Source organism: Nonomuraea pusilla (assembly GCF_900109355.1).
Lineage (GTDB): Bacteria > Actinomycetota > Actinomycetes > Streptosporangiales > Streptosporangiaceae > Nonomuraea > Nonomuraea pusilla.
Genome location: NZ_FOBF01000005.1, coordinates 61,721 through 86,946 on the forward strand (window position 1 = coordinate 61,721; position 25,226 = coordinate 86,946).

General features: G+C 74.4%; 22 protein-coding genes and 1 pseudogene. 10 read left to right on the forward strand and 13 right to left on the reverse strand.

The features are described from left to right. Positions 1-19 precede the first annotated feature (19 nt). On the reverse strand, positions 20-2,446 hold the full coding sequence (locus BMX74_RS12025) for a BTAD domain-containing putative transcriptional regulator (RefSeq protein ID WP_091100253.1): 2,427 nt from the start codon (positions 2,444-2,446) through the stop codon (positions 20-22). 196 nt (positions 2,447-2,642) lie between these two features. Here BMX74_RS12025 and BMX74_RS12030 point away from each other — a divergent pair, with 196 nt between their 5' ends. Continuing rightward, positions 2,643-3,074 (forward strand): hypothetical protein, encoded by a 432-nt coding sequence (locus BMX74_RS12030; protein ID WP_143078627.1) that lies wholly within the window; start codon positions 2,643-2,645, stop codon positions 3,072-3,074. A 202-nt stretch (positions 3,075-3,276) separates the two neighbouring features. Next, on the forward strand, positions 3,277-3,867 hold the full coding sequence (locus BMX74_RS12035) for a MauE/DoxX family redox-associated membrane protein (protein WP_091100257.1): 591 nt from the start codon (positions 3,277-3,279) through the stop codon (positions 3,865-3,867). Positions 3,868-3,902: 35 nt separating this feature from the next. Here BMX74_RS12035 and BMX74_RS12040 read toward each other — a convergent pair whose 3' ends face one another. The 4 genes from BMX74_RS12040 to BMX74_RS12055 all read right to left on the reverse strand — a co-directional run bounded on the left by BMX74_RS12040 (position 3,903) and on the right by BMX74_RS12055 (position 7,147). Next, positions 3,903-4,376, reverse strand: coding sequence for a S26 family signal peptidase (locus BMX74_RS12040; protein WP_091100260.1), 474 nt, complete (start codon positions 4,374-4,376; stop codon positions 3,903-3,905). Further along, positions 4,373-6,253 (reverse strand): ABC transporter ATP-binding protein, encoded by a 1,881-nt coding sequence (locus tag BMX74_RS12045; protein WP_055504360.1) that lies wholly within the window; start codon positions 6,251-6,253, stop codon positions 4,373-4,375. The genes BMX74_RS12040 and BMX74_RS12045 overlap by 4 nt, the downstream gene beginning before the upstream one ends. A gap of 11 nt (positions 6,254-6,264) precedes the next feature. Continuing rightward, positions 6,265-6,840, reverse strand: a complete 576-nt coding sequence (locus BMX74_RS12050) for a TlpA family protein disulfide reductase (protein ID WP_091100262.1) — start codon at positions 6,838-6,840, stop codon at positions 6,265-6,267. A gap of 121 nt (positions 6,841-6,961) precedes the next feature. Further along, entirely contained in the window at positions 6,962-7,147 is a 186-nt protein-coding gene (locus BMX74_RS12055) for a hypothetical protein (RefSeq protein WP_055504362.1), read from the reverse strand. A gap of 168 nt (positions 7,148-7,315) precedes the next feature. On the opposite strand from BMX74_RS12055, the gene BMX74_RS12060 reads away from it, so the two are divergent. After that, entirely contained in the window at positions 7,316-9,997 is a 2,682-nt protein-coding gene (locus BMX74_RS12060) for an ATP-binding protein (RefSeq protein WP_091100264.1), read from the forward strand. A gap of 61 nt (positions 9,998-10,058) precedes the next feature. Here BMX74_RS12060 and BMX74_RS12065 read toward each other — a convergent pair whose 3' ends face one another. Continuing rightward, entirely contained in the window at positions 10,059-10,802 is a 744-nt protein-coding gene (locus BMX74_RS12065) for a group II truncated hemoglobin (protein WP_055504364.1), read from the reverse strand. 120 nt (positions 10,803-10,922) lie between these two features. Here BMX74_RS12065 and BMX74_RS12070 point away from each other — a divergent pair, with 120 nt between their 5' ends. Beyond that, positions 10,923-11,951, forward strand: a complete 1,029-nt coding sequence (locus BMX74_RS12070) for a S66 family peptidase (RefSeq protein WP_055504365.1) — start codon at positions 10,923-10,925, stop codon at positions 11,949-11,951. A gap of 24 nt (positions 11,952-11,975) precedes the next feature. Here BMX74_RS12070 and BMX74_RS12075 read toward each other — a convergent pair whose 3' ends face one another. After that, positions 11,976-12,461 carry a DUF5946 family protein gene (locus BMX74_RS12075; protein WP_055504366.1) on the reverse strand — a complete coding sequence of 162 codons (486 nt, stop codon included), beginning with the start codon at positions 12,459-12,461 and terminating at the stop codon, positions 11,976-11,978. A gap of 119 nt (positions 12,462-12,580) precedes the next feature. Here BMX74_RS12075 and BMX74_RS44925 point away from each other — a divergent pair. Beyond that, a pseudogene (locus BMX74_RS44925) lies at positions 12,581-12,946 on the forward strand (S26 family signal peptidase); the annotation flags it as partial. 26 nt (positions 12,947-12,972) lie between these two features. Here the strand turns inward: BMX74_RS44925 and BMX74_RS12085 are convergent. The 4 genes from BMX74_RS12085 to BMX74_RS12095 all read right to left on the reverse strand — a co-directional run bounded on the left by BMX74_RS12085 (position 12,973) and on the right by BMX74_RS12095 (position 16,923). Next, positions 12,973-14,916 carry an ABC transporter ATP-binding protein gene (locus BMX74_RS12085; RefSeq protein ID WP_082535095.1) on the reverse strand — a complete coding sequence of 648 codons (1,944 nt, stop codon included), beginning with the start codon at positions 14,914-14,916 and terminating at the stop codon, positions 12,973-12,975. Next, positions 14,913-15,551, reverse strand: coding sequence for a TlpA disulfide reductase family protein (locus BMX74_RS12090; protein ID WP_055504368.1), 639 nt, complete (start codon positions 15,549-15,551; stop codon positions 14,913-14,915). The genes BMX74_RS12085 and BMX74_RS12090 overlap by 4 nt, the downstream gene beginning before the upstream one ends. 179 nt (positions 15,552-15,730) lie before the next feature. After that, the gene (locus BMX74_RS44005) at positions 15,731-15,904 is read right to left on the reverse strand and encodes a hypothetical protein (protein WP_177227319.1); all 174 of its coding nucleotides are present in this window, start codon (positions 15,902-15,904) and stop codon (positions 15,731-15,733) included. 170 nt (positions 15,905-16,074) lie between these two features. After that, a complete protein-coding gene (locus BMX74_RS12095; protein ID WP_055504369.1) occupies positions 16,075-16,923 on the reverse strand; it encodes a LysR family transcriptional regulator in 849 nt (282 codons plus the stop codon). 106 nt (positions 16,924-17,029) lie between these two features. On the opposite strand from BMX74_RS12095, the gene BMX74_RS12100 reads away from it, so the two are divergent. After that, complete coding sequence (locus tag BMX74_RS12100) at positions 17,030-17,755, forward strand: SDR family oxidoreductase (protein ID WP_055504370.1); 726 nt, start codon at positions 17,030-17,032, stop codon at positions 17,753-17,755. 43 nt (positions 17,756-17,798) lie between these two features. On the opposite strand, the gene BMX74_RS12105 is transcribed toward BMX74_RS12100, so the two are convergent. Beyond that, a complete protein-coding gene (locus tag BMX74_RS12105; RefSeq protein ID WP_091100267.1) occupies positions 17,799-18,176 on the reverse strand; it encodes a hypothetical protein in 378 nt (125 codons plus the stop codon). Between the two features lie 835 nt (positions 18,177-19,011). Between BMX74_RS12105 and BMX74_RS12115 the strand changes: the two genes are divergently transcribed. Further along, on the forward strand, positions 19,012-19,671 hold the full coding sequence (locus tag BMX74_RS12115) for a maltokinase N-terminal cap-like domain-containing protein (protein ID WP_091100272.1): 660 nt from the start codon (positions 19,012-19,014) through the stop codon (positions 19,669-19,671). 78 nt (positions 19,672-19,749) lie between these two features. On the opposite strand, the gene BMX74_RS12120 is transcribed toward BMX74_RS12115, so the two are convergent. Next, on the reverse strand, positions 19,750-20,592 hold the full coding sequence (locus BMX74_RS12120; protein ID WP_055504373.1) for an oxidoreductase: 843 nt from the start codon (positions 20,590-20,592) through the stop codon (positions 19,750-19,752). Between the two features lie 174 nt (positions 20,593-20,766). Between BMX74_RS12120 and BMX74_RS12125 the strand changes: the two genes are divergently transcribed. From BMX74_RS12125 to BMX74_RS12135, 3 genes are all read left to right on the forward strand, one after another. Continuing rightward, positions 20,767-21,318, forward strand: coding sequence for a TetR/AcrR family transcriptional regulator (locus BMX74_RS12125; RefSeq protein ID WP_082535097.1), 552 nt, complete (start codon positions 20,767-20,769; stop codon positions 21,316-21,318). A gap of 139 nt (positions 21,319-21,457) precedes the next feature. Further along, positions 21,458-22,360, forward strand: a complete 903-nt coding sequence (locus BMX74_RS12130) for a hypothetical protein (protein WP_055504375.1) — start codon at positions 21,458-21,460, stop codon at positions 22,358-22,360. A 92-nt stretch (positions 22,361-22,452) separates the two neighbouring features. Beyond that, entirely contained in the window at positions 22,453-25,218 is a 2,766-nt protein-coding gene (locus BMX74_RS12135; protein WP_091100274.1) for an ATP-binding protein, read from the forward strand. Positions 25,219-25,226 lie beyond the last annotated feature (8 nt).

A 25,226-nucleotide genomic window follows, 5' to 3' on the forward strand; every position in this document is an offset into this window, starting at 1 on the left:
CCCCGGTGCTGGCGACCGCCTACGGCCCCAGCCCCGCTCTGATCGGGCTCGGCGACTGCCTGATGCTGTCGCTCTGGCCGGTCGTGGCGTTCAGGGCGTACGGGCGGCGGGCCGGCGCGTGGGCCGCGGGACTCGCGGCGGTGTTGCTGGCCGTCTCCACCGCCGTGCTGCTCACGGTGGGCGGGTCGGTGCCGCTGCTGACGGTGCTCGGACCGCTCATCGTCGCCCAGTGGCTGGTCTGGCGCAGGTGGAGCGCGCTCAGGACGCCGCCGCCGTCCAGGCCCGCGCTCGACGCGGCGCTCGCCGTCCCGCTGCCGGCCGCCGGCCCGTGGGTGGCGGTGGCAGGCGGTTCGGCCGTGGCCGACGCCGCCTCACCGGGGCTCGCGCGGCGCGCCGCCAGGCTCGCCGGCTGCGAGGACGTCCCCGTCGTGCGCCGCACGCCCGAGGACTGACCCCGCTCGCCCGCCGCCCGGGTGGCGCGGCCGGTGGGGTGGCCGCGCTCGGCTGTCCCGATCTCGCGCAGGCACGCCCGGACGTGGCGGGCGACCGCCTCCTGCCGCGTCGCGACCGGCTCCTCCGCCTCGGCCCGCTCCCCGGCGTACTCGCGGAGCAGACGGTGCAGCAGGTAGCGGGGCTCCCTGGCGCCGTCCGCCTGCGTGGACGTGAGCAGCCCGTGCGCCGCCAGCGTCTCCAGGGCCGCGTCCGCCTCCAGCTCGGTGACGCCGAGCAGCGCGGACGCCGACCGCACCGTGACCCCGTCGGGCCCGGCCAGCCCCAGCAGCCGGAAGGCCCGCGCGGCCGGCGCGGGCAGCGTCCGGTAGCTCGCGGCGAACGCGGCGCGGACGCTCAGCCCGCCGGCCGCCAGCTCGTCCAGCCCGCGACCGGCCAGCCTCGCCGCGAACTCCCGCAGCGGCCAGGCGGGCCGCACGGCCAGACGGGCCCCGGCCGCCCTGACCGCGAGCGGCAGCCCGCCGCAGGCACGCACGATCTCCGCCGCAGCCCGCGGCGCCGACCGCACCCTGTCCCGCCCGGCCACCCGCTCCAGCAGCAGCCTCGCGTCGTCCTCACCCGGCGGCCCCAGCACGATCCGTACGGCGCCTTCCAGCGCGGGCAGCGGCGACCTCGACGTCACCAGCACCGCGCAGCGTGGCGTGCCGGGCAGGAGGTGGCGCAGCTGGGCCTCGTCGCGGGCGCCGTCCAGCACGACGAGCACCGACCGGTCGGCGAGGTGCTGCCGCAGCAGCCGCGCGCGGTCCTCCACCGGGCCGGGCAGCAGGCCGCCGTCGAAGCCGAGCGAGCGCAGCAGGCCGCCCAGCAGCTCGCCCGGATCGCGCGCGCCCGAGCGCAGGCCGTCCAGGCGGACGAAGAGCTGGCCGTCGCGGTAGTCGGAGCGCAGCAGGTGGGCCAGGCGCACCGCGAACGCCGTCTTGCCCACGCCGGGCAGCCCGGACACCACGGCGACGGGCGGCCCGGGACGGTCGCGGGGGCCGCGCAGCAGGGAGAGCGCGGCGCGCAGCTCGTCGGCGCGCCCGACGAAGTCCGCGGTGTCGGGAGGCAGCTGGCACAGGGAGGCACGGACGACGGGCAAGGGGCACGGAGCCGGCTGCGTGGCGGGCAGGATCGCGGAGGGGTGCGGGGCGGGCAGGATCGCGGAGGGGCACGGGGCTGGCTGCCGGGCGGGGAGATTCGTGGAGGGGTGCGGGGCGGGCAGGAGTGCCGGGTCGTCGCCGTCGAGGATCGCCGCGTGCAGCCGCCTGAGCTCGGGCCCCGGCTCGATGCCCAGCTCCGCGACCAGCAGGGCGCGCGCCCGCAGGAAGGCGGTGAGCGCCTCGTCCCGCCTGCCGTCGCGGCACAGCGCCACCATCAGCTGCTCCCACAGCCGTTCCCTCAACGGGTGGGCGGCGGCCAGACCGCGCAGCTCGGCCACCAGATCGGCGTGCCCCAGGTCGAGCCGCACGTCGATCCACTCGGAGCGGGCCACCGCGAACCGCTCCTCCAGCTCCGCGATGCGCGGCGCCAGCTCCGAGCCGAGCGGGACGTCCTCGGCGGGACGGCCCCGCCACAGCGCGACCGCGGCGGCGTAGCCGCGTTCGGCCGCCTCCAGGTCGCCCCTGGCCCGCTCCAGCCTGGCCCGCCGTACCGCGCCGCCGAACGCCAGCAGGTCGAGCTGCCCCGGCGGCACCTCCGAGCAGTAGCCGGACCCCTCCGTCCGCAGCTTCAGCCCCGTCCCGGCGAGCGCGCGGCGCACCTGGTGGACGTACGTCGCCGCGTTCGCCCTGGCCGAGCGGGGCGGGGAGTCCCAGAGCGCGGCGACCAGCCGGTCCTTCGAGATCGTGGTGTTCGGATGGAGCAGGAAGGCGCTGACCACCGCCCGCTGCCTGCCGCTGAGCCGGACACGCCCCCCAGGACCGTTGACGCGGACGGTTCCGAGGACCGCGAAGTCCACAGCAGCTCCTCCTCGTCAGTGCCGACCCGGAAGATCGCTTTCCACAGGCAGTAGAACAGCCGCTAAGCCGTTTGACAACAGTCCGCCATGGAATGTCCCGTATGCCCGTCGCCTGCACGGCATCCCCCGGAACTCCGCACGTCGCCTGCACCGGAGCCGCGCGGAAACTCCTCCGCCACCTGCTTCCATGACGGCCGTGACCCCACGGAAAGCCCCCGCCCCGCCCGATTCCGCCTGGCTGCTCGGCTGCGCCCTGTCGCTGGTCGTCACGGTCACGGGCGCGACCTTCGGCACGTTCATGGACATCCGGCTCGTGTTCCAGGCGCAGCTGTACTGCCTGGGTGACCTGAGCGCCGGGGAGGCGTTCGCGGAAATGGCGTGGGCAGCGAGCAGGGTCCTGGTGATGCCGGTGGTCTCGCTGCTCTCGGGGGCGGTGTCGCCGGTGGTCGCCCTGCCCGCGCGGCTGCCCTGGGTGGCGGGCCGCGCGTGGGTCGCGATTCCGCTCGCGCTGCTCCAGGCCGGTGTGGCGGCGACGGGGCCGGTCGCGCTCATACTCCACGACATCGCCGTCGAGGGCACGCCCGAGGGGTGCGTCCTGCCGTGGTGGCCGGCGTGGCTGCCTTCCTGAGGGGTGGACGAACGGGAAAGGGGCGTTTCCCGAATCGGTCTTGATGGGGCGAACGGGCGGACGAATAATCGGGTCGGTCTTCGGCCACGGCGACCCGCGAGCACGCGAGGGGGAAACTCATGGTGTCGGCGATCAGAGCGCCCGGCGGCCGGGTGCCCGCCAGGTTCCCCGCCGGAGGCGTCGTCGAGCTGCCGGGGAGCCCGTGGACCATCTGACGATCGGCTGCGCCTGCATCCTCGCGCTCGTCTTCGCCGTGTCGGCGGCGAGCAAGCTACGGGGGCGGGCGGCCTTCGACGAGTTCGCGTACGCGACCCGTACCCTGCTCACCGCCTCGGCCCAGGCGCTGCGCGGCGCGGAACGGCGGCGGCCCGGCGAGCGGGTCGTGCGATTCGTCGCGCTGGGCGTGGCCATGGCGGAGGCGGTGGCGGTGCCGCTCGTGGCGGTGCCCGCGACGGCCAGGGTGGGCTTCGGGCTGGCCGCCGTGCTGCTGACCTGCTTCAGCGCCGCCATCGCCCTGACCTTACGGCGCGGCGTCAGCACCGCCTGCCGGTGCTTCGGCGCGGCGTCCGCGCCGCTCTCCCGCCGCCACCTCGTACGCAACGCCCTGCTGCTGGCGGTGGCCGTGGCGGGGCTGGTCACGGCGGACGGGAGCCTGGACGGCGTCCACCCGGCGGGCGCCGCCGTCGCGGCCGTCACCGGAGCGGTGGCGGCCGTGCTGCTGATCCGCATCGACGACCTGGCGGACCTGTTCGCCCCCGCCGCCTCCACCCCCACCCGCCGCCGGCGCTCCTGAAGCGGGCCGGCCGCACGCGCGTCAGGCCCCGCTGTTCACCGGGGTGCCCGGAGTCCGCGGGGGGTGGCGAGGCCCAGGACCCGGGAGGCCGGCACCGTGCCGTAGTGGCGGGAGTCGCGGCTGCCCGCCGGGTTGTCGCCCAGCAGGACGAGCCGGCCCGCCGGCACCAGCCCGGACGGGTGCCGCGCCCACGCGGGCAGGTAGGGCGGTTCGGGGTCGCCGGGGACGGCGGCGACCCGTTTGACCACCCAGCGGGTGCCCGCCGCCCCGGTACGGTCGCCCGGACGGCACGGCCCCGGCTCCTCGACGACCACCACGTCACCGCGTCCCGGTACGACGCCGGGCGTGCGGCGCACCAGCACCCGGTCGCCGGGCCGCAGAGTCGGCTCCATGCTCGGCCCGCTGACCGTGACCACGACGGTCCGCCTGCCGCGCCGCGCCATGGCCCACCCGAGGACCAGCAGCAGCAGCGCGAGCAGCGTCAGCAGGACGGCGACGGGCGCCGTCATGCGACGTCCTCCGTCGTGTCCCCGGCCCGGCGCGCGAAGTCCGTCCCCGCCGGACGGTAGCCGGCCGCCTGCAGGTCGAACAGCCTGGCGTACGCCCCGCCCAGCGCCATGAGCCGGTCGTGGCCGCCGCGCTCCACGACCCGCCCGTCCGACAGCACGACGATCGTGTCGGCCTCGCGTACGGCGCCGAGCCGGTGCGAGATGAGCAGGCTGGTCAGCCCGCGCCGGTGCTCGCGCAGGCGGGCGTGCACCTCGTGCTCGGCCTCGGCGTCCAGCGCGGAGCTGGGCTCGTCGAGGACGAGCAGGTCGGGCCGGTCGAGGACGAGCCCCCGCGCGATCGACAGCCGCTGCCACTGCCCGCCGGACAGCACCACGCCGGTGTCCGGGTCGGCCCGGTCGGCCTCGGAGAAGAACATCCTGGTCAGCATCGTGTCGTAGCCTCTCGGCAGGCCGGCGAGGACGTCGTGGACGCCGGCCTGCCGCGCCGCCGCCTCGATCGGGGCACGCTCGAACAGCGCGCGGCCGGACGGCTCGTCGTGCGACAGCGCGGTCACGTCGCCGAGGCCGATGTTCTCCCCGGCCGTGAGCTCGTAGGCGACGGCGTCCTGGAAGACGGCGCGGATGCGGCGCCGCAGGCCTGCCGGGTCGAGGTCGCGCAGGTCGACGCCGTCCCAGAGCACCGCGCCCCTGGTGGGGTCGTACAGGCGGCACAGCAGCTTCACCAGCGTGGTCTTGCCCGCGCCGTTGAGCCCCACGAGCGCCGTCGTCCGTCCGTGCGGCAGCACGAGGTTCACGCCGCGCAGCACCCAGGGCTGGTCGTCGGCGTACCGGAACCAGACGTCGCGCAGTTCGAGCCCCCTGCGCAGCGGCCGGGCGGGCAGCGGCGCGGGCCTGACCGGCAGGTCGGGTCCCGCGTCGACGACGGCCAGGTAGTGGCCGAAGAGCAGCAGCGCCTGGTGGACGGACACGCCTTCGGCCACCGCTCCGGCGAGCGCGCTCTGGACGGCCGCGACCGCCGCGACGACCAGCGCCACGTCCCCGACGGTGAGCGTCCCCGACGCGGCGGAGCGCACGGCGGCGAGCAGCAGCGCTCCGGCGACGACGGCGGCGAGCACCGCCAGCGTGCCCTGGAGCGCGAGCTCCCGCCGGTCCACGCCCCGGCCGGCGGCGTGGATGAGCCGGATCTCCGCCGCCATCCGCCTCCACAGGTACGGGCCCGCGCCGAACAGCCGCACCTCCTTGGCGGCCTGCGGGTTGACCAGCAGGTTGGCGTAGAAGATCTCCCGGCGTTCCGCCTGGCCGGTCTCGGCGATCATCGCGGCGCGGCGGCGGCTCAGCGCCAGCTCGGCCAGGACGGCCGGCACGGCGGCGAGCAGGACCGCCGCCGCCATCCAGGGTCCGAGCAGGAGCAGGGTGCCGGCGAACCCGGCGACCGTGAACGCCCCCTGCACCACCCCCAGCCCGCCTTCCACCGCCATCCACGGGCTGCCGACGCCGCTGGTCCTCGCGATCTGGAGGCGGTCCTGGAAGGTGGGGTCCTCGAAGGGACGGAGGCCCACGATCCGGTCGGCGGCGGCGTAGATGCGCGAAGTGGCGAGCAGCTTCACGCGGCGGTTGCTCTCGGCCCGCAGGTAGCGGACGGCGTGCGGGGTGAGCGAGCCGGCGATCCCGACGGCGGCCAGCGCCGCCGCCGGTCCTGCCACGTCGAGCCACCGCACCTGCCCGGCGGCCAGCCGGTCGATCAGGAGCTTGGTCAGCCAGGCGGCGGCCAGCGGCGAGAGCCCGCCGAGGACCGCCAGCAGCACGTACGCGGCGATCTGCCCGGGTGCGGCGGACCGGGCCAGCGCCAGCGCCCGCGTGAGCGCGCGGAACGACATGGGTGCGGGGCTCAGCCCGCGGACGGCACGGCTGCCGCGGCGTCCCGGCTCGCCACGGGTTCGAAGTCGAAGCCGGACGCGCCCACCACGCCGTCCTCCAGCAGGACGAACGCCGGGAACCCGCTCACCCCGAACGCCCGCTGCACAGGCCCCTGGTCGGGCTCCACGACGACCGTGGCGACGGGGAGGAGCTGCGCGACCACGTCGGACGTCTCCTCCGGCGTGCCCACGACGACCGCGAGCACCTCGCCCGCGCCGCCGGGCCTGGACGCCGCGTGCTCGGCGAACAGCGGCAGCCGCTCCTTGCACGGCGCGCAGTGCGGCGAGAAGAACCCGACGAGCGGCCGCTCGCCCATCGCCGCCAGGCTGACGGGCCGGCCGCCCACCTCGGCCGTCTCGAACGCGCCGACGGTGGCCCCTGCGGGGAGCGCGACGTCCGTCCCGCCGACGCCGGTGACGCCGCTGCCGCGCAGCGCGGCCAGTTCGGCGGTGTGCTCGCGCAGCCGCCTGACGACTCCGAACGTGAACACCAGATTGATCAGGGCCAGCAGTCCGACGAGGATCAGGGCCGCGGTCAGGTACGCCATCAGGTTTCCTCCGCAGATCAGGGAGACGGGGGACGGGCCCGCCCGCCGCGCGGCCTGCTCGCCGCCCCGGCGAGGAAGACCACGACGGGCGGACCCTGGCACGCCGCTACCGGGCGGGCACTCAGCAGCCGAGGCCGACGTAGTAGCAGGGGCCGCACGGCTGCAGGTCGCAGCACGTCCGCTTGTACAGGCGCGGCCCGGAGCAGTAGCACGAGATCTCGTAGCAGTTGGCGAGGGCGTGGACGGTCGCCTTCGGCACGACGGCGCCCACCATGCGGTCGGCGAGCGCGGCGATCCTGCGGGTCATGGCTCTCCTTCTGTGCGCGCGCCGGGCCGCCCAGCGCGGTCCGGCGCGCCTTCATGGAACCCCGGCCCCGGGTTCCCGACCAGGACGCTCAACTGGATCTTGAGCCTGACGTTGAACCGGACGTACCGTAAGTGCGTTATGTGAGCGACTCCAGGGGAGGCCGCAGGCGTGGCGGACGCGTTCGGGATCCTGCTTCGACGGCACCGGCGCCGCCTCCGCCTCACCCAGGAAGCACTCGCCGAACGCGCCGGGATGAGCTCCCGCTCGATCGCCGAGATGGAACGCAGCCCGGCCCGCGGGCCTCGTCCGCGCTCGCTGGAGCGGCTCGCGGCGGCGCTGGGGCTCACGGGCGCCGAACGGGACGAGTTCGTCGGGGCGGGACGGGCCCTGTTCTGGGCCAGCCGCACGGGCGGAACCCCAGGCGGCGGGCCCGCGCACGGCGAAGGCACGCACCACGAGAGTGCCCACGGCGAAGGTCCCCACCAGGAAGACAGGGGTCCGCGCGGCGGGAGGCCGCCCGTCAGGCAGCTCCCCCCGGACCTCCCCGACTTCGTCAGCCGCGCCGACGAGCTCGCCCTGCTGAGTTCCGTCCTCGACCCGCCCGCCCCCGGCCTGCCCGATGTCGCGACCGCCGGCCGGGCCCCCAGGCTGGCCGTGCTCTCCGGGCCTCCCGGCGTCGGCAAGACCGCGCTCGCCGTCCACGCGGGCCACCTGCTCGGCTCCCGCTTCCCCGACGGCCAGCTGTACGCCGCCCTGCGCGGCACCGGCGCCGACCCGGCCGACCCCGCCGAGGTGCTCGCCCAGCTGCTGCGCGTGCTCGGCGTGGCCGGGGCCGCGCTCCCCGCCGGGCTCGACGCGCGCGGCGGGCTGTTCCGCGAGCGGGTGGCGGGACGGCGGATGCTCCTCGTCCTCGACGACGCCGGCGGGTACCGCCAGGTGGAGCCGCTGCTGCCGGCCGAGGACGTCGCGGTGCTGGTGACCAGCAGGCTGCCGCTGACCGGGCTGCCGGGCGTGACGTCCATCGACCTGGAGCCGCTGCCCGGCCCCGCCGCCGTGGAGCTGCTGTGCCGGGTGGCGGGAGGCGCGCGGGTGCGCGGCGAGCCCGCGGCGGCCGCCGAACTGGTCGCCGCCTGCGGCGGGCTGCCGCTGGCCGTGCGGATCGTCGGCGCGCGGCTGGCGGCGCGACCCCACTGGACGGTCGAGACGCTCAACCTGCGGCTGGCCGACGAGCGCCGCCGCCTCGACGAGCTGAGCCACGGCGACCTCGCCGTACGACCTGGGCTCCATCTGGCCCACCAGGGGCTGACGCCTGTCGCCGCGCGGGCGTTCGCGCTGCTCGGCGAGCTGGACATGCCGTCGTTCCCCGAATGGACCGCTGCCGCCTTCCTCGGGGCGGAGCCGGGGCCGGGCGCCGCCGTGGTGGAGGAGTTGCTCGACGCGCGGCTGCTGGAGTCGATCGGCCCCGACCAGGCCGGACAGCCGCGATACCGCTTCCACGAGGTCACCCGCCTGTACGCGAGGGAGCGGCGGCAGGCCGAGATCGGGGCGGCCGACTGGGCGGAGGCGCTGGCCCGCGCCGCCCGCGGCTGGCTCGCGCTGGCCAGGCGGGCCCAGGAGCGCCTGCACTGCCTGCGTCTCCACCTCGACGACGCGGCCGTCGCCGTGGAGGTCACCGATCCCCGGGTCGGCGAACTGGCGGCGGCCCGCCCGGTCGAGTGGTTCGAGGCGGAACGGGAGGCGCTCGCCGCGATCGGGGCGGCGTGCGCGGAGGCGGGCCTCGCGGCGCTCGCCCGCTGCCTGGCGGGCTGCTGCGCCGACTTCCACGGCCTGCGCGGCTACTACGACGACTGGCGGCGCGCCACCCGCACCGCGCGGGCGGCCTGCCGCCGCTCCGGCGACCGCGCGGGGGAGGCGGCGATGCTGCGCGGCCTCGGCACCTGCCTGGGCGAACTGGACGACCTGGACGAGGCCGTGGCCGCGCTGGACGAGGCCCTGCGGCTCTCGGACGAGGTCGGCGACCGGGCGGGGGCGGCGCTGGTGAGCAAGGAGATCGGGTTCATGCTGGGCCTGACCGGACGGCTCGACCAGGCGGAGGCCGAGCTGCGCGGCGCCATCGACCGGCTCGGGCAGGCCGGGCTGCCTCTCGCGAAGGCCGTCGCGCTCACCAGCCTCGGGTTCGTCCTGCGGCAGCGGGGCGACACGGCCACCGCCGTGCGCGTCGTCCGCTCCGCGCTGGACATCGCGCGCTCCTGCGGCGACCTGTTCACGGAGGCGTACGTGCTGCGGGGGCTGGCCGGAGCGCTGCTGGCGCGGGGCCGCGCAGGGGAGTCCGAGCGGGCCGCCCGCCGCGCCGCGACGCTCTTCGACCGCGTCGGCGACCCCATCGGCACCGCGCAGAGCCTGCGCGCCCTCGGCGAAGCCCTCGCCCTGCCCCGCGAGCCGGGGGAAGCGGAGGGGCCGGAAAGGTCGGAAAGGACAGGGGAGGGGGCGGGTGCGCGTCGGCTGGCCGAGGCGGAGAAGGCGCTCGCCGAGGCCGCCGCCATCTTCAGGGAACGCGGCCACAGCTGGGGCCTCGCCCTGACGGAGCTCAGCCTCGGCGAGATCGAGGCCCGCCACGGCCAGCCGGAGGCGGCCGCCCGCCTGCGCCGCTCCCTGCGGCACTGGGTCAGGGAGCAGGTGCCCGCCCTGCGGGCCCGCACCCTGGTGGCACTCGCCGTCGCCGCCGGGCACGACGGCGACCCGGCCGCGCGCGACCTGCTGACGGAGGCGTACGAGCTGTACGCGGCCCTCGGCTCCCCGGCCGCGCGGGACCTCGCCGCCCGCCTGGGCCTCCCCGCCCCGCCCGGTTGACGCCGCGGCCGAGCGGCTCACCGGCGCACGGTGACGTCAGGGCCGGTACGGCGACGTGACGTCAGGGCCGGTACGGCGGCATGACGCCCCAGCCCCACCGCGGCACCGGCTCCTCGCCGGGCGCCCCGACCCCCGGCTGGGAGAAGTACACGGCCAGGCGGGTGCCCCACTCGATGTAGCCGGCGAACGCCGCCCTGAACTCCGCGTCGGAGGGCAGGCCCACCTCGTCGGCCGCGTCCATGAGCAGGCTCACCCACCTGCGGCGCTGCTGCTCGGTGATGCCCTTGCCGAGGTGGTGGGAGACCATGTGCGAGTGGCCGCCGCGCTCCTCGCTGTAGCGGGCGGGGCCGCCGAACACCTCGCCGAGCCACATCGCCACGTACGCGGGGTGGCGGGGGTCCATGTGCGCGAACAGCGGCCCGATCAGGTCGTCGTCCTTGACGTGCCGGTAGAACGTCTCGGTCAGCCGTTCGAGCGCCTGCGCGCCCCCTGCCCACTCGTACAGGGTGGGCTCGGTCTTCTCGATCACCTTGTCGTAGTGCCGCATCTCCTCGATGTTCGACACGTACGGCTTGATCTCGGCGAAGAACTCCTGGAAGTGCTCGCCGCCGCGGAAGCCCTCCAGGTGGTCGCGGGCGGAGGTCCAGGTGATGCGCAGGACGTAGCACTCGGGCTCGTCCACGCAGCGGGACAGCTCGTAGTCGAGGCACTGCGGCGCCCGTCCGAGCGGCACGACGGCCCGCCGGTACGCCGCCTCGAACTCCTCCCCGTCGGGGACCCGGTAGCGGATGTATTCGACGATCACTCGCACTCCTCATGTAATCCTGTAATCGCCCGTCACGCTACTTGGGCCTCCGGCGACGATCAATCCCTTCCTGACGGGGCAGGTCTTCCCTTCATCGCCGAACCCCGCCAAGATCAGGAGATGGACATGCGATACCCCGCCCCGCTGCGGCCCGGAGACCTCGTCGGCGTCACCGCCCCCTCCAGCGGAGTCGACGAGAACCTGCGCGCACGCCTCAAGGTCGCCGTCCGCACGGTCGAGGAGCACGGCTACCGCGTGGTCGTCGGCGACTGCATGGACGGCGCCACGCTCGTCAGCGCCCCGGCGCCCGAACGCGCCCGCGAACTGATGGCGATGCTCACCGACCCCGAGATCAAGGCCGTCGTGCCGCCGTGGGGCGGCGAGATGGCCATCGACCTGCTGCCGCTCCTCGACTGGGACGCGCTCCGCGAAGCCGACCCCACCTGGCTGGTGGGCTTCTCCGACCTGTCCACGATCATCACACCGATGACGCTGCTCACCGGCACGGCGACCATCCACGGCAACAACCTGATGGACACGCCGTACCACACGCCGGAAGGTCTGCTCAGCTGGCTGGACATCGTCGCGATGCCGCAGGGCTCGACGTTCACGCAGACCCCGCCGAACCGCTACCGCGCGCAGGGATGGGACGACTACACCGGCCATCCCGAGGTGCGCGACCTCACCCTCGACACCCCTGGACGCTGGACCCGCCTCGACGGCGACGGCGACGTGCGGGTCGAGGGCCGCCTCATCGGCGGCTGCGTCGAGATGCTGTGCAACCTCGCGGGGACGCCGTACGGCGACGTCGCCTCCTTCGCCCGCGCCGCGGCGCCCGAAGGGCTGGTGGTCTACGTCGAGGCGGCCGAGCACGACGCGGCCACCATCTGCCGCAACCTCCACGGCATGCGGCTCGCCGGGTTCTTCACCGGCGCGACCGCGGTGCTCGTCGGCCGCACCCGGGCGCCCGGCCTCGGCTCCCTCACCCAGCACGAGGCCGTGCTCGACGCGCTCGGCGGCCTGGGCGTCCCGATCATCGCCGACGTCGAATGCGGCCACGTCCCGCCCTACCTCCCCCTGGTGAACGGCGCCCGTTGCCGGGTGACGTACACGGAGGACCACCAGGAGATCACCCAGACGATCGACTGACCTCTCCGACGTCGGCTCACGGCCTCAGGCGACGGATCTCCACGCCTCCACGGTCGCCTGTGCGATGGCTTCGATCCGGTTCCCGTACTCCGCGTGCCCGTCGGCGACGAAGCCGCCGTCACCGAACGGCAGGCCGCAGAACGTGGCGCGGAAGCACCGGGGAGCCTCGCCCGGCGGGAGCGGCGCGTATCCGGCCAACGGCCGCGCGTCGGGGACCGACCGCGTCCTGTGGTTGTTCCGCGCCACCTGATGGGCCGCCACGCGCAGCAGCGCGTCGAGTCCCTTGTCCACGTACAGCTGCAGCAGGCGGAACTGGCCGTCGAGGTACTTCGCATGGGCGCGGGGAGGATGCTGCAGGAGGTACGCGCAGACCACGACGGTGTGCCACCGGTACATCTGCGGATCGGCCTGCTCCTCGGCGAGGATCGCGTGGTAGTAGTCGGCGCACAGCCCCAGCGGCCCGGCGGTCGCGCCGCAGTCGCACCGGTCCATGAGGTGGCTCTCGGTCATGGCCGCACCCTAGGGAGAGGGCGGCACTCTGTCGACGGCGTTTCGCCGCCCGGGGCCGGGCGCTAGTGTCGGCAGTCCACCGGTGATGATCGACTTTGGAGGGCGCCGTGCGGCGCGTCATGATCCTGCTGGCCCCGATCGCGGCGCTGGCCGCCGCACTGGCCGTCGCCCGGCGGCGCTTCGTCATCGTCCGGATCAGCGGCGCGAGCATGCTGCCCACCTACCGTACGGGCGACCGGGTGCTCGTCCGCAGGACCTCGGGGGCGGGCGTCAGACGCGGCCAGGTCGTGGTGCTGCAGACGGCGCTGCCGGGGGGACGCTGGCGTACCGGGCCGCTGCCGCGGCCCGAGGCGGCCATGTGGTTCATCAAGCGCGCGGTGGCCGTGCCGGGCGACCCGGTGCCCGCCCAGGTCAGGGCCCGCGTGGAGGCGTCGGACGGCGACCCGGTCCCGGCGGGCCGGCTGGTCGTCCTCGGCGACGGGCCGGTCAGCGAGGACTCGCGGGTGTGGGGTTACGTGCCCTTCGACCGCGTGCTCGGCGTGGTCGTCCGGGGGCTCGCCCCTTCCCGGGAGTCCTCCAGGCCCGGGACATCCGCAAGGGCCGGGAGGTTCGGGACGCCCGGCGAGGGCCGGGAGTCTCCCGGCTCGTAGCCCTGCGCCTGCAGGGTGAACAGGCTCGCGTACTCCCCTCCCAGCGCCATCAGCTCCGCGTGCGAGCCGCGCTCGGCGATCCGCCCCTCGGCGAGCACGACGATCACGTTCGCGTCCCTGACGGCGCCCAGCCGGTGCGAGATCAGCAGGCTGGTCCGCCCCGCGCGGTGCCGGCGCAGGCTCTGATGGATGGCGTGCTCGGCCTGCGCGTCCAGGCCGGAGCTCGGCTCGTCGAGCACCAGCAGGTCCCGCGCCTGCCGCATCAGCGCGCGGGCCAGCGCGAGGCGCTGCCACTGCCCGCCCGACAGCACCACTCCGGCCTGGGGGTCGTCCCTGTCGCCGAAGAAGATCCGGCTCAGCAGCGTGTCGTAGCCCCGCGGCAGCCCAGTGATCGTCTCGTGGACGCCGGCCAGCCTGGCGGCGGCCTCGACCCGGTCGCGGTCGTCGAGCGCCGCGACGTCGCCGAGCCCGATGTTCTCGGCCGCGGTCAGGTCGTACGACATGTAGTCCTGGAACACCGCGCCGATGCGCCCGCGCAGCTCGGCCGGATCCAGGTCCCGCAGGTCGACGCCGTCCCAGAGGATCGACCCGCGCACCGGGTCGTAGAGCCTGCAGATCAGCTTGACCAGGGTGCTCTTGCCCGCGCCGTTCAGCCCGACCAGGGCGAGGGAGCCGCCCCGGGGGATGAAGAGGTCGACGCCGCGCAGCACCCACGGGTGGGCGTCGTCGTACCGGAACCACACATCCCGCACCTCGATGCCCTCGCGCAGCGGGGGGACGGGGCGCGGACGGCGCGGCACGGGCAGGTCGGGCGCCTCGGCCACCACGTCGAGGTAGTGCCCGAACATCAGCAACGCGTTGTGCGCGTCGGCCGACTGGCCGACGATCGACGCGAGCGCCGACTGCACCCCGGCGACGGCCGCGGCGAACACGGCGACGTCGCCGACGGTCAGCGTGCCCGACGCGGCGGCGTCGATCGCCCAGAGCAGGCCGAGCGCGGCGACGGCCGCCCCGAGCAGCGACAGCGTCCCCTGGGTGCGCAGCGTCCTGCGGGCGAGCCCCTGCTCGGCCGCGTTGACGGCGCGCAGCTCGCGCAGCATCCTGGCGCGCAGGAGGTCGCCGAGGCCGAACAGCCGGATCTCCTTGGCCGCGTCCGGGCTGGTGAGCAGGTTGGCGAAGAAGATCTGCCGCCGGGCCCGCGGACTGACGCCCCACATCATCCCGGCGCGCCGCCGCGACAGGTCGAGCTGGGCGCGAACCGAGGGGACCGCGGAGAGCGCCACGACGAGGATCATCCACGGAGCCAGGACCGCCAGCGCCGCGGTGAACCCGGCGAGGGTCACGGCTCCCTGCGCGATCCCGAGGACGCCGCGCACGATCCGCTGCGGAGCGTTCTGCCCGGCCTCCTGCGCCAGCCGGACCCGGTCGTGGAAGGCCGGGTTCTCGAACCTGCTCAGCCCCGGGTGGGCGTTGACCGCCTGGAACAGCCGATCCTGGATCAGCACCTGCAGCGCCCGGCGGGACTGATCCTGCGCGTACTCCGCGACGGAGGGCAGGGCCGCGCCCGCCAGGCCGGTGACGCCGAGAGCCACGCCCTGCACGAGCAGCCCGGCGGGACCCGACCCGGCCGCGAGGCCGTCGAGAACGAGCTTGGTCAGCCACGCGGCGGCCACCGGCACCAGGCCCATGAGCAGCACCGTGACGCCGGACGCCAGCACGGCCGCCGGGTGGGCCCGCCACGCGAGGGCCGCGGCCGCGCGGAACCGCCCTCGCCCGGCGGCTCCGTACGCCGCTGGAGAGGTCATCCGCGCGTGGGCGCCGGCAGCCTGCCCGGGGCGGTGTCGGCCGCCACGACCACCCCGTCACCGTCGACCAGGTAGAAGCTGGGGAACTGGGAGACCTGCAACGCCCTGCTCACCGGGCCGCCCATCGGTTCGAGCACGACGGTGGCCGCAGTCAGCTCGCGGGTGAACCGCCCGGCCTCCCCGGGGTCGCCCGTGACGACGGCCAGCACGCGTTCTGGACGGGTCTCGGCCAGGTAGGACGTGAACTCGGGGAGCCGTTCGTGGCAGGACGCGCACTCGGTGGAGAACACGGCCACCACCGAGGGCCCGGAGAAGAACGCGCGCGACACGGTCTCACCCTCGACGGCGGTCGCGCTGAAGTCGCCGAGCCTCGTTCCCGGCTGCACCAGCGGGGCACGCGTCGCCGGGCCCAGCTCCGCCAGCCTCAGCGTGTGCACGCGCAGGCGGCGGATCACCGCCAGCGTCAGCACCAGATTCACCAGGCACAGCAGTCCGAGGACGATGACGGCGGCGACGAGATACGGCATGCGGGCTCCTGAGGTGCGGCGCGGCTGTGCGGCGAACAGGTCGGCGGGGTCGTCGAAGAAGATCACGATGGCGGCGAGGACGGCTCCCAGGACGGTGCGGTCCGGCACGAGGCCGGCCCGCGCCGTCCCGGGATCGCCAGCAGCACGACGACGCATCCTTCCGCGAGGACGACGGCGCCGCTCAGGCCGTGGAGGCCCGCGGCCCCAGGGGGGCCAGGCCGCGCACGGACCCGCGGAAGCCCGCGAACGCGTACTGCGTGGCTGTCACTGCGGATCGGAAGGGCGGGTCAGCAGTAGTCGAAGCGGCCGCAGCTGATGGTGCCGCTGGAGTCGTGGTAGCAGCAGGTCCGGCAGAACTTGCCCTGGCAGCACCAGTCGGTCCAGCACGCGGCGGAGGCGTTCGCCGAGGGCAGGAGTCGGTCGAGGAGGCGGTCTCCCAGCTTGTTGAGTGCGCGGATCATGGCGACCTCCTTGCGGGGGATCTTTACGCGCCCACAGTCACCCAGCAAGCGCGCAGGGTTAACGGAGAGAATGGCCGACACTCCGCGACGAGTTCGGCACCTCATGATCTTGACATTGCCGGGACCGTCTCGAACCACCGCCCGCCCGCCCGGTCGGGACGCGGGTTCGGCTAGAGGCGGGTCGCGGCCCGGACGAGGCCGGCGACGGCTCGGGACCGGCTCTGCGGCGGCCAGGCGATCACCGTCGTGACGGCGGGCGCGTCCGGCACCGGCACGGCGGCGAGATCGTCGCGCAGCTGGGCCCGGCACGACTCCGGCAGCACCGCGCAGGCGCGGCCGAGCGCGATCAGCTGGGTCAGCTGCGTATGGTCCCTGACCTGCGGACCGGGCCCGTCCGGGTACGTGCCGTCACGGCAGGGCCAGCGCGGCATCGGCAGGCCGGGCAGCTCGGTGACGTCCGCCATCCGCAGGTGGGTCCGGCGGGCGAGGGGATGCCCGGCCGGCAGGACCACGACCTGCCCCTCCGTGCACAGCTCCTCGGTGTCGAACCCGGCCGTCGAGTCGAACGGCCGGTGCAGCAGCGCCACGTCGGCCCGGCCGTCACGCAGCAGCCGTTCCTGCTCGCCGATCGCGCACAGGAGCACATCGACGGTGACCGCGCCGGGTTCGGACGCGTACGCGTCGAGCAGTTTCGCCAGCAGCTCGTCGGACGCCCCGGCCTTCGTGGCGAGGACCACGCCGGCCTGGCCGGTCGTGGCGAGGGCGGCGCGGCGTGTGCGCCGCTCGGCGGCCTCGACCGCCTCCAGCGCCGCCCGGCCCTCCCGCAGCAGCACCGACCCGGCCTCGGTCAGGCTGACCGTACGGCTGGTGCGTTCCAGCAGGGTCGTGCCGAGGCGCCGTTCGAGCTGGCTGATCGCCCGCGACAGCGGGGGCTGCGCGATGCCGAGGCGCTGCGCGGCCCTCCCGAAGTGCAGCTCCTCAGCGACGGCGACGAAGTACCGCAATTCCCGCGTCTCCACACTGTCACCGTACTCCGGCGCCGACCCGCGTCGATACCGGCGCGGTATCGCCGCCCACCCGATCGGTGTTGGAGAGTTCGCCGGAGCCGGGGGCAGGATCAGCCCCATGACTGAACAGACGATCGCGCTGGTGACCGGCGCGAACAAGGGCATCGGATACGAGATCGCGGCCGGCCTGGGCGCCCTCGGCTGGCAGGTCGGCGTCGGCGCCCGGGACGGACAGCGCCGCGAGGCCGCGGTGGCGAAGCTGCGCGCGGGCGGGGCCGACGCGTTCGGCGTACCGCTCGACGTGACCGACGACGCGAGCGTGGCCGCCGCCGCCCGCCTGATCGAGGAGCGGGCCGGACGCCTCGACGTCCTCGTCAACAACGCCGGGATCACGGGCGGGATGCCGCAGACGCCCACCACGGTCGACCCGGAGACGGTGCGGGCGGCCGTGGAGGTCAACGTGATCGGCGTCATCCGCGTCACCAACGCGATGCTGCCGCTGCTGCGCCGTTCGGCGTCGCCGCGCATCGTGAACATGTCCAGCACCGTCGGCTCGCTCACCCGGCAGACGACCCCCGGTGCGGAAACGGGCCCGATCTCCGCCGCGTACACGCCGTCGAAGACGTTCCTCAACGCCGTCACCGTCCAGTACGCCAAGGAACTGCGCGACACGAACATCCTTATCAACGCGGCCTGCCCCGGCTTCACCGCGACGGACCTCAACGGGTTCCGCGGCGTCCGCACACCGGAGCAGGGCGCGGCGATCGCGATCCGGCTCGCCACCCTGCCGGACGACGGCCCGACCGGCGGGTTCTTCGACGACGCGGGGGTGATCCCCTGGTGAGCCGTCCGGGGGCCACCGGCGAGGGCCGCGCCTCGCGAACGGCTTACACGGTGAGCAGCCCCCAGTAGGCCGACCAGGGAACGAAGACCACCCCGCCCGCCATGAGCAGGGCGAGCCGCGCCCCGCCGCCGCCCGACCCGGGCAGGCGGACCGCGAGTGCCACCCCTGAGACGATGACGCCGACCGCCAGCGCCTGCATCAGCAGCCAGAGCGGCGGCCGGCCGAGGACGCTGCCGTCCACGCCGGTGGCCCCGGTCGCGACGATCCAGAACAGATACGCCGTGGTGGCGAGTACGGTCACCAGCCCGGCGAGAGCCGTCAGGGCGGCCGGCCGGCGGATCCGCGCCGGAGCTCGGCGGAGCCTGTTGGGGAAGAGCCCGCTGACGAGGAAGCCGGCGAACGCCGCCGTCAGCACCGTCATCAGGGCGAGGTGCAGGCCCGGCTTCTCGTACCAGGCGATGACCGAGCAGGATGAGCGACTCGGCGTCGCGAGCAGGTGATCTTGCCTGCCCCGGCTGCCCTTCCCGCTGCGGCGGCCGGCCTGGTCGCGGGTGCGGTGGCCGCGGCCCTCCAGATGGTGGATCCCGACGAGTCGCGGGTGCCCCTGGCGGACGAGGCACCGCCGTGCCCCTGCGCGAGGTGCCCGACCAGGTCTGGGACGACGTACTGGAGCAGGAACGCGCCGACGTGCCGGCCGTCGTCGCCGCCCTGCTCGCCCTGCGGGACGTCCTGTCTCGCTCTCGGAGGCGCTGTCGCCGCGACACGGGTACGCGGATCGTCGTCGGACCAACATCGCAGGACAGCGTCCACCAGGGCGGAGCGACAGCCCTGCACTCCATGACCGCCTCGTACGCCCAGGGGGGGCGATTCGATGGCCCGCGGTTCCTGCCGGAGGTCGCGGTGGACCGACCGGAGCTCGGCCTCGCTTCGTTCCGGCTCGGCGCCCTCGGCCACGGCGGCGAGATCGCGTCCATCCATGCCGCGTCCTCATCCTCCGCAAGCCGCCGGAGATGGCCGGGAGTATCCGTGGCCTGGCCCGTAGGTGTGAGACAGGCGAGACCGGTCGTGAGCTTCCACAGCGTCGAGCCGGAAGCGCATGGGTCATTTCTCCCGCGCAGCTCAGCCGCGGAAAGAACGCGGTGGGTCACCCGGCGGGCCCCCGCCCGTGGTGTTCAGGGCGGCTGCGATCTGGCCGTGGCGGCGGCAGGTGGGAAGATCTGAACGTCGTACCTGTTCCACGGAGGAGAAGCCTCGGCATGGCCGTCATCCACCACACCACACTCAAGCCGACCAAGCTGGAACTGCTCACCTCCTGGCTGCCCTCCCGCCCGTGGTACCAGGGCGGCACGGGCGCACCGGAGCTGGCCAAGGCCGGCGGGTTCCGGCTGGACGACCCGGAGGGCGAGGTCGGGATCGAGTTCATGGTGGTCACCGACACCTCTGGCGACCAGCCGACCGGCTACCTGGTGCCGCTCACCTATCGCGGCGCCCCGCTCGACGGGGCGGAGCACGCCCTCGTCGGCACCATGGAGCACGGGGTGCTGGGGCGGCGCTGGGCGTACGACGGCTGTCATGACCCGGTGCTGGTCGCCCAGCTCCGGGCCCTGATCGAGGGCCGGGTCCAGGCCCAGGACCAGAACACCAGCGACACCCCCGACCCCGAGGTCACCCGCTCCTGCACCGGGGACGGCCACGCCCTCACGGACCTCACCGCCGTCGACGACCAGGAGGGCACCGAACTGCGCGCACCGAACGGGACGGTCCTCCGCCTGCACCGGGCCCTGCGTCCCGCCGCCGACGGCACGCCTCTCCTCCCACCGGACGCGATCGGCCACGTCGCCGGCGCCTGGAACCTGCAGGACGGCACCCGCGCGCAGGGGCTGTTCGTCGTCCTGCGCCCCGGCTCTCGGGCGTAGACCTCGGGTGGCGGGTCTCTCCGCTGTGCGCGGCCGACGTCCAGGGGCCCTCACCGCCGTCGGGGGTCCTTCCTGCGGCTACCGTTCGTCGGCGGGGTAGTCGGCCGAGCGGCTCACGTCGGCCCATTTCTCGGTTTCGGCGGCGCGGATCTCGGCGGCTTTCCGGGCGGAGGCGACGGCGTCGCTGCCGAGGAGGAGTCGTCGGGGCGGGTCGTCGTCGCGGACGACATCGATGATGACCTTGGCGGCGCGGGCGGGGTCCCCGGGCTGGGTGCCGTCGGTTTCGCGCCGGTAGCGGTGGATGGCGCCCACGGTCTGCTCGTAGTCGGGGCCGACGGGGTGGATCTCCATGGAGGAGCCCTGCCAGTCGGTGCGGAACGCGCCTGGCTCGACGATGACGACCTTGATGCCGAAGGGTGCGACTTCGCTGGCGAGGACTTCGGAGAAGCCCTCCACGGCGAACTTCGCGGTCTGGTAGGCCCCCATCCCGGGGGTGCCGCCGACGCGTCCTCCGATGGAGGAGAACTGTACGAAGACTCCTGATCGCTGGGTGCGCAGGACGGGAAGGGCGGCCCGTGTGACGTTCACGACGCCGAAGAGGTTGGTTTCGATCTGGGCGCGGAAGTCGTCCTCGGCCATCTCTTCGATCGGTGCGCTGTTGCCGTAACCGGCGTTGTTGACGACCACGTCGAGGCTGCCGAAGGTGTCGGTGGCCTCCTTGACCGCTCGGGAGGCTGCGGCGGCGTCGGTGACGTCGAGTGCGACCGCTCGTATCCGGTCGCCGTGGCGGGCCGGCAGGTCGTCGAGTCGCTTGGGGTTGCGTGCGGTGGCGATGACCTGGTCGCCTGCTTCGAGGACGGCTTCGGTGAGGTGGCGTCCGAAGCCGCGCGACGCTCCGGTGATGAGCCATGTCTTGGCCATGGGTGCCTCCATTGCTGCGCGTCTAGCTAACTGCCTCATCAATGTAGCACTTGTAGGGCCAATATTCGCATCGGTGTGGCAAGGTCTGTCGTTACTCCTGGTGACGACGTCGTCCGTCGCCGACGGCCGGGCAGCCGCCGGCCGGTGCGCTACACCGCGGCTATCTTGAGGCAGATGAGAGCAGACGCGACACGCAACCTGGAACGCGTCCTGAGGACGGGCGCCCGCATGCTCGCCGACGACCCCTCGGCGACCATCGCCGCCATCGCCGCCGAGGCAGGAGTGGACCGCCGTACCGTCTACCGCCGCTTCGCGTCCCGCGAGGACCTCATGGCTGCCGTCTACGGAGCACGCTACGACGCGGTCGAGAAGGCCGTCGAAGCCGCCAGGCTACGCGAGGCCCCGGTCGCTGTCGCCCTGCATCGCTACGTCGAGGGCATCATCGCCGTCAACCGCGCGTGGCCGGTGGAGACGAGCCGCATGCTCCGCGAGGCGACGATCGGCGAGCGCCGCCGTCGCCTGATCGACGAGGTCGACGCCTTCGTGGCACGCGCCACGGACGAGGGCCTGCTGCGCTCCGACCTGCCGCCCGGCTGGGTGGCGGCGGTTCTGCCGTCGCTGATGGAACACGCCGCCGAGCACCTTTCGGAGCTGAGCGCCGCACAGGCCGCCGACGTCGTCGTCGCCACGCTGCTGCGCGGCGTCGGCACCCCACAGGCACGCTGACCCCGCGCGGTGGTGGCGCGCGGGCGACGACGCGAGTACCCGCCATCACAGGGCTGCTCATGAGGGGGCCGCGGCCGGGCGCGCGATCTGTACGCGTCGTCAACGTTTTGTATGCAGCCGCGGCCTATGGTCGTACGCCATGTCGAGTCACCCCATATCCCTCGAACCGCCGGAAACACCGGCGCTCCCGGATGACCACGCCCCCGTGCCGCGGGAGGACGGCGGCGGTGTCCTGGAACTGCTCGAACGCATCGGATCCGTCGTCGTGCCGATCGCGGTCGCCCTCTACGCGGTCCTCTACATCGGCATCGAGCAGATGTACGCCGTCTTCGGCGTCAACCCGCAGCAGGTGGGCGTCGACCAGTCGGTCCTGCTCGGCCGCATGATGAGCACTCTGGTCCTGCTTCTGCTGGTCGCCATGCCGCTGCTCGGCGTCGTCGTCGGCGTGGGCTGGCTGATCGACAGGATGACCGGCGGCGCGGCGAGCAGGCTCGTACGGAAGGTCCGTGAACGGCCTTGGATCGCCGCGGCGGTGGCGGCGCTATGGTGCGGGGCGACGTACTGGGGCGTGTTCCGCCTCTTCGGGGATCTGGACCTGTTCGTCATGGTTGTCATCGCGGTGGGGCTCGGCGTCCTGGCCTTCCTGATCCCGTTCCGGCTGTTGCGTCGCAAGCCGGTCGGGCGCGCCGGGACGAAGGTGATCGTCGGCGGCATGACCGGAGTCGGCCTGGGCTTCCTGCTCATCCTGGGGCTCGTCGAGGGCGCGGTGGACGTCCAGAACACCGGGCGGGCCAACGAGCTGCTGAACGCCGTCGGCTTCCAGGACCAGTGGGCGGTGCTCAAGAGCGCCGAGGACGACAAGCCGCTCTACGACGGCCGCTGGATGATGCTGCTGGGTGAGAGCGACGGCACGTACGTCCTGTACGACTGCGACAAGCTGGAGACTCTCCGAAGGCCGATGGAGACCACCAACCTCGGCACGATCGAGCTCGATCCCGAACGCGAGAAGGGCTTCACCTGCGGCGGCCTGGCAAAGGAGTGAAACACCGCATCGGGGCGCTTCGGTAGGGTCCCGGCAGGGCTCGCGCCCGACTGGGGGAGACAGCCGAGGACACCGAGGGTAGGAGTGCCGCGTTGCCGCTTTTCGGACGGGAAGCCGAGCTGAAGGCCCTGACCGAGCTCATCGGCCACCCCGGTGACCGCAGTGGCGTCCTCGTCCGGGGAGAGGCCGGCATCGGGAAGTCCGCGCTCGTGGCCGAGGCCGTTTCCGCTTCGTCGGCCGCGGGACTGCGGGTGCTGGCGACGACCGCCGTCGAGTCCGAGCAGAACCTCCCCTACGCCGGGTTGCACCAGCTCCTGTACCCGGTCCGGGCGGGCGTGGACCTGCTGCCGGCTCCGCAGCGCGGCGCCCTGCGGAGCGCGCTGGGCCTCGCCGACGCGGCCGAACCCAGCGCCTACCTCGTCGGCCTCGCCACGCTGACCCTGCTGGCCGAGGAGTCCGCCGTACGGCCGCTGCTGGTCGTCGCCGAGGACGTGCACTGGCTCGACCGCGCCAGCGCCGACGTCCTCGCCTTCGTGGCACGGCGGATCGAATCCGAGCCCATCATCATGATCGCGACCCTGCGGGAGGGTGAGCGCTCGCCCCTGCTGGACGCCGGGCTGTCCCCGATGCCCGTGGACCGGCTCTCCGACGAGGTGGCCGCCGAGCTCCTGGACTCGATCGCCCCTGACCTCTCCCCAGCGGTCCGTGGGTGGCTGCTGGAGGAGGCCGCCGGGAACCCGCTGGGGCTGACCGAGCTGCCGGCGGCCATCGCGGATCAGGGAGGGCCCGGTCCGGTGCCGTCACTGACCGACCGTGTCGCCGGGCTCGGTCAGGTGCCGCCGCTCACCGAGCGTCTTGAGCGCGCGTTCACCGCCCGGGTCGCCACGCTGCCGGCTCAGGCCCGCACCGCCCTGCTGATCGCCGCGCTCAACCAGAGCGATTCGCTCTCGGAAACGCTCGCCGCCACGGGGCTGGTCCTGGGTTCGGCGGCCGAGCTGGAGATCCTCGCACCGGCCGTCGAGGTCCGGTTGATCGAGCTCGGCGTCGGCGCGGTGCGGTTCCGCCACCCGCTGATGCGGTCGGCCATCCCCGCGGCCTCGACGCTCGCCGAGCACCGGCGGGCCCACCTGGCGCTCGCCGAGACGCTACGCGACCAGCCGGACCGGCGGGCCTGGCACCGGGCCGCCGCGACGGCCGGAGCCGACGAGGGCGTGGCGGCCGACCTGGACCGCGCGGCCGACCGGGCTCGACACCGGGGAGGGGCGGCCGCGGCGGTTGCGGCGCTGGAGCAGGCGGCCCGGCTGAGTGATGGGCAGGACCGCAAGGCGGTCAGGCTGCTGAGAGCGGCCGAGCTCGCGGTCGAATCCGGCCGCCGCGACACGGCCGAGCGTCTAGTGCGCGAAGCGCAGGCACTCGAACTCTCGCCGCCCCGGCGCGCCACTGCCGCCTGGTTGCTCAGCGGCTTCGAGGACGGGGTGCGCGAGGACGTCTCCCGCGTGCCGGAGCTGGCCGGGCTGGCCGCGTCGGTAGCCGCCGACGGGCAGGTCGAGCTGGCTGTCCGGATCCTCTTGGGCGCCGCCATGCGCTGCTTCTGGTCCGAACCGGGCCCGTCCGCCCGCCGCTCGCTCCTGGACGTGGCCGACCGGCTGCCCGTTCCTGCCGACGATCCACGCATGGTCGCGGTCGCCGCGTACGTCGCGCCGTTCGAGCGAGGTGGCACCGTGCTCGAACGGCTGCGCGCACTGGCCGGCGTGGCCGGGGCCGACCCGGAGACCGATCGCTACCTGGGCAGCGCCGCCCTGCAGGTCGGGGCGTTCGACCTGGCCGCCCGCTTCTCGGCGGCGGCCGCGCCCGGCCTGCGGGCCCAGGGCCGGCTCGGGCTGCTGCCCAGGGCACTGGCCGTGCAGGCGTGGAGCCGCGCCCGGCTCGGCGACCTGGCCGCGGCCGTGCCGGTCGCGGCGGAGGCCGCCAGGTTCGCTCAGGAGACCGGCCAGCCGTTCATGTACGGGCTGGCCACGGCCGTCCAGGCCGAGATCGCCGCGCTGAGGGGCGACCACGGGCAGGCCGGAGCGCTCGCCGACGAGGCCGAGCGCGTCGCACTCCCCGCAGGCGCCCGGCCCGTCCTGGCCACCGTCCAGCTCGCGCGCGGGCTCGCGGCCTTGAGCGAGGGGCGCTTTCCCGACGCGTTCGCCGCCCTGAACCGGGTGCTCGATCCCGCCGATCCCGCCTACCAGCTGGCCCTGCGTACGTACTTCCTCGCGGAGCTCACCGACGCCGCCGTACGCGCCGGACGGACCGACACCATGCGGGACATCGTCCACGACCTGGAGCCGCACGCCGCTTCGACGTCTTCGCCGGCGCTGCACATCGGGCTGCGCTACGCACGCGCCGTGCTCGCCCCGGACACGGAGGCAGAAGAGCTCTTCACGGTCGCGCTGAGGGCGGACCTGACCGGGTGGCCCGCCGAACGAGGACGCCTCCAGCTGGCGTTCGGCGAATGGTTGCGACGGCGGCGCCGGGCCGCGGAATCCCGGACGCACCTCCGCACGGCCAGGGAGACCTTCGACGCGCTCGGCATGGCCGCATGGGGTGAGCGCGCACGAAGGGAGCTGCGCAGCGCGGGGGAGTCGAGCCCGAACCGGGCCCCCGACGCGCGGGAGAAGCTCACCCCGCACGAGCTGAACATCGCGCAGCTGGCCGCCGAGGGGCTGACGAACCGGGAGATCGGGCAACGGCTGTACCTTTCTCACCGCACCGTCGGCACCCACCTGCACCGGATCTTCCCCAAGCTGGGGGTGAGCTCCCGGGCCGATCTCGCGCGGATGCTCAAGACGTTCGAGGACAGGTCCTCCCCGTGACGGGGCGG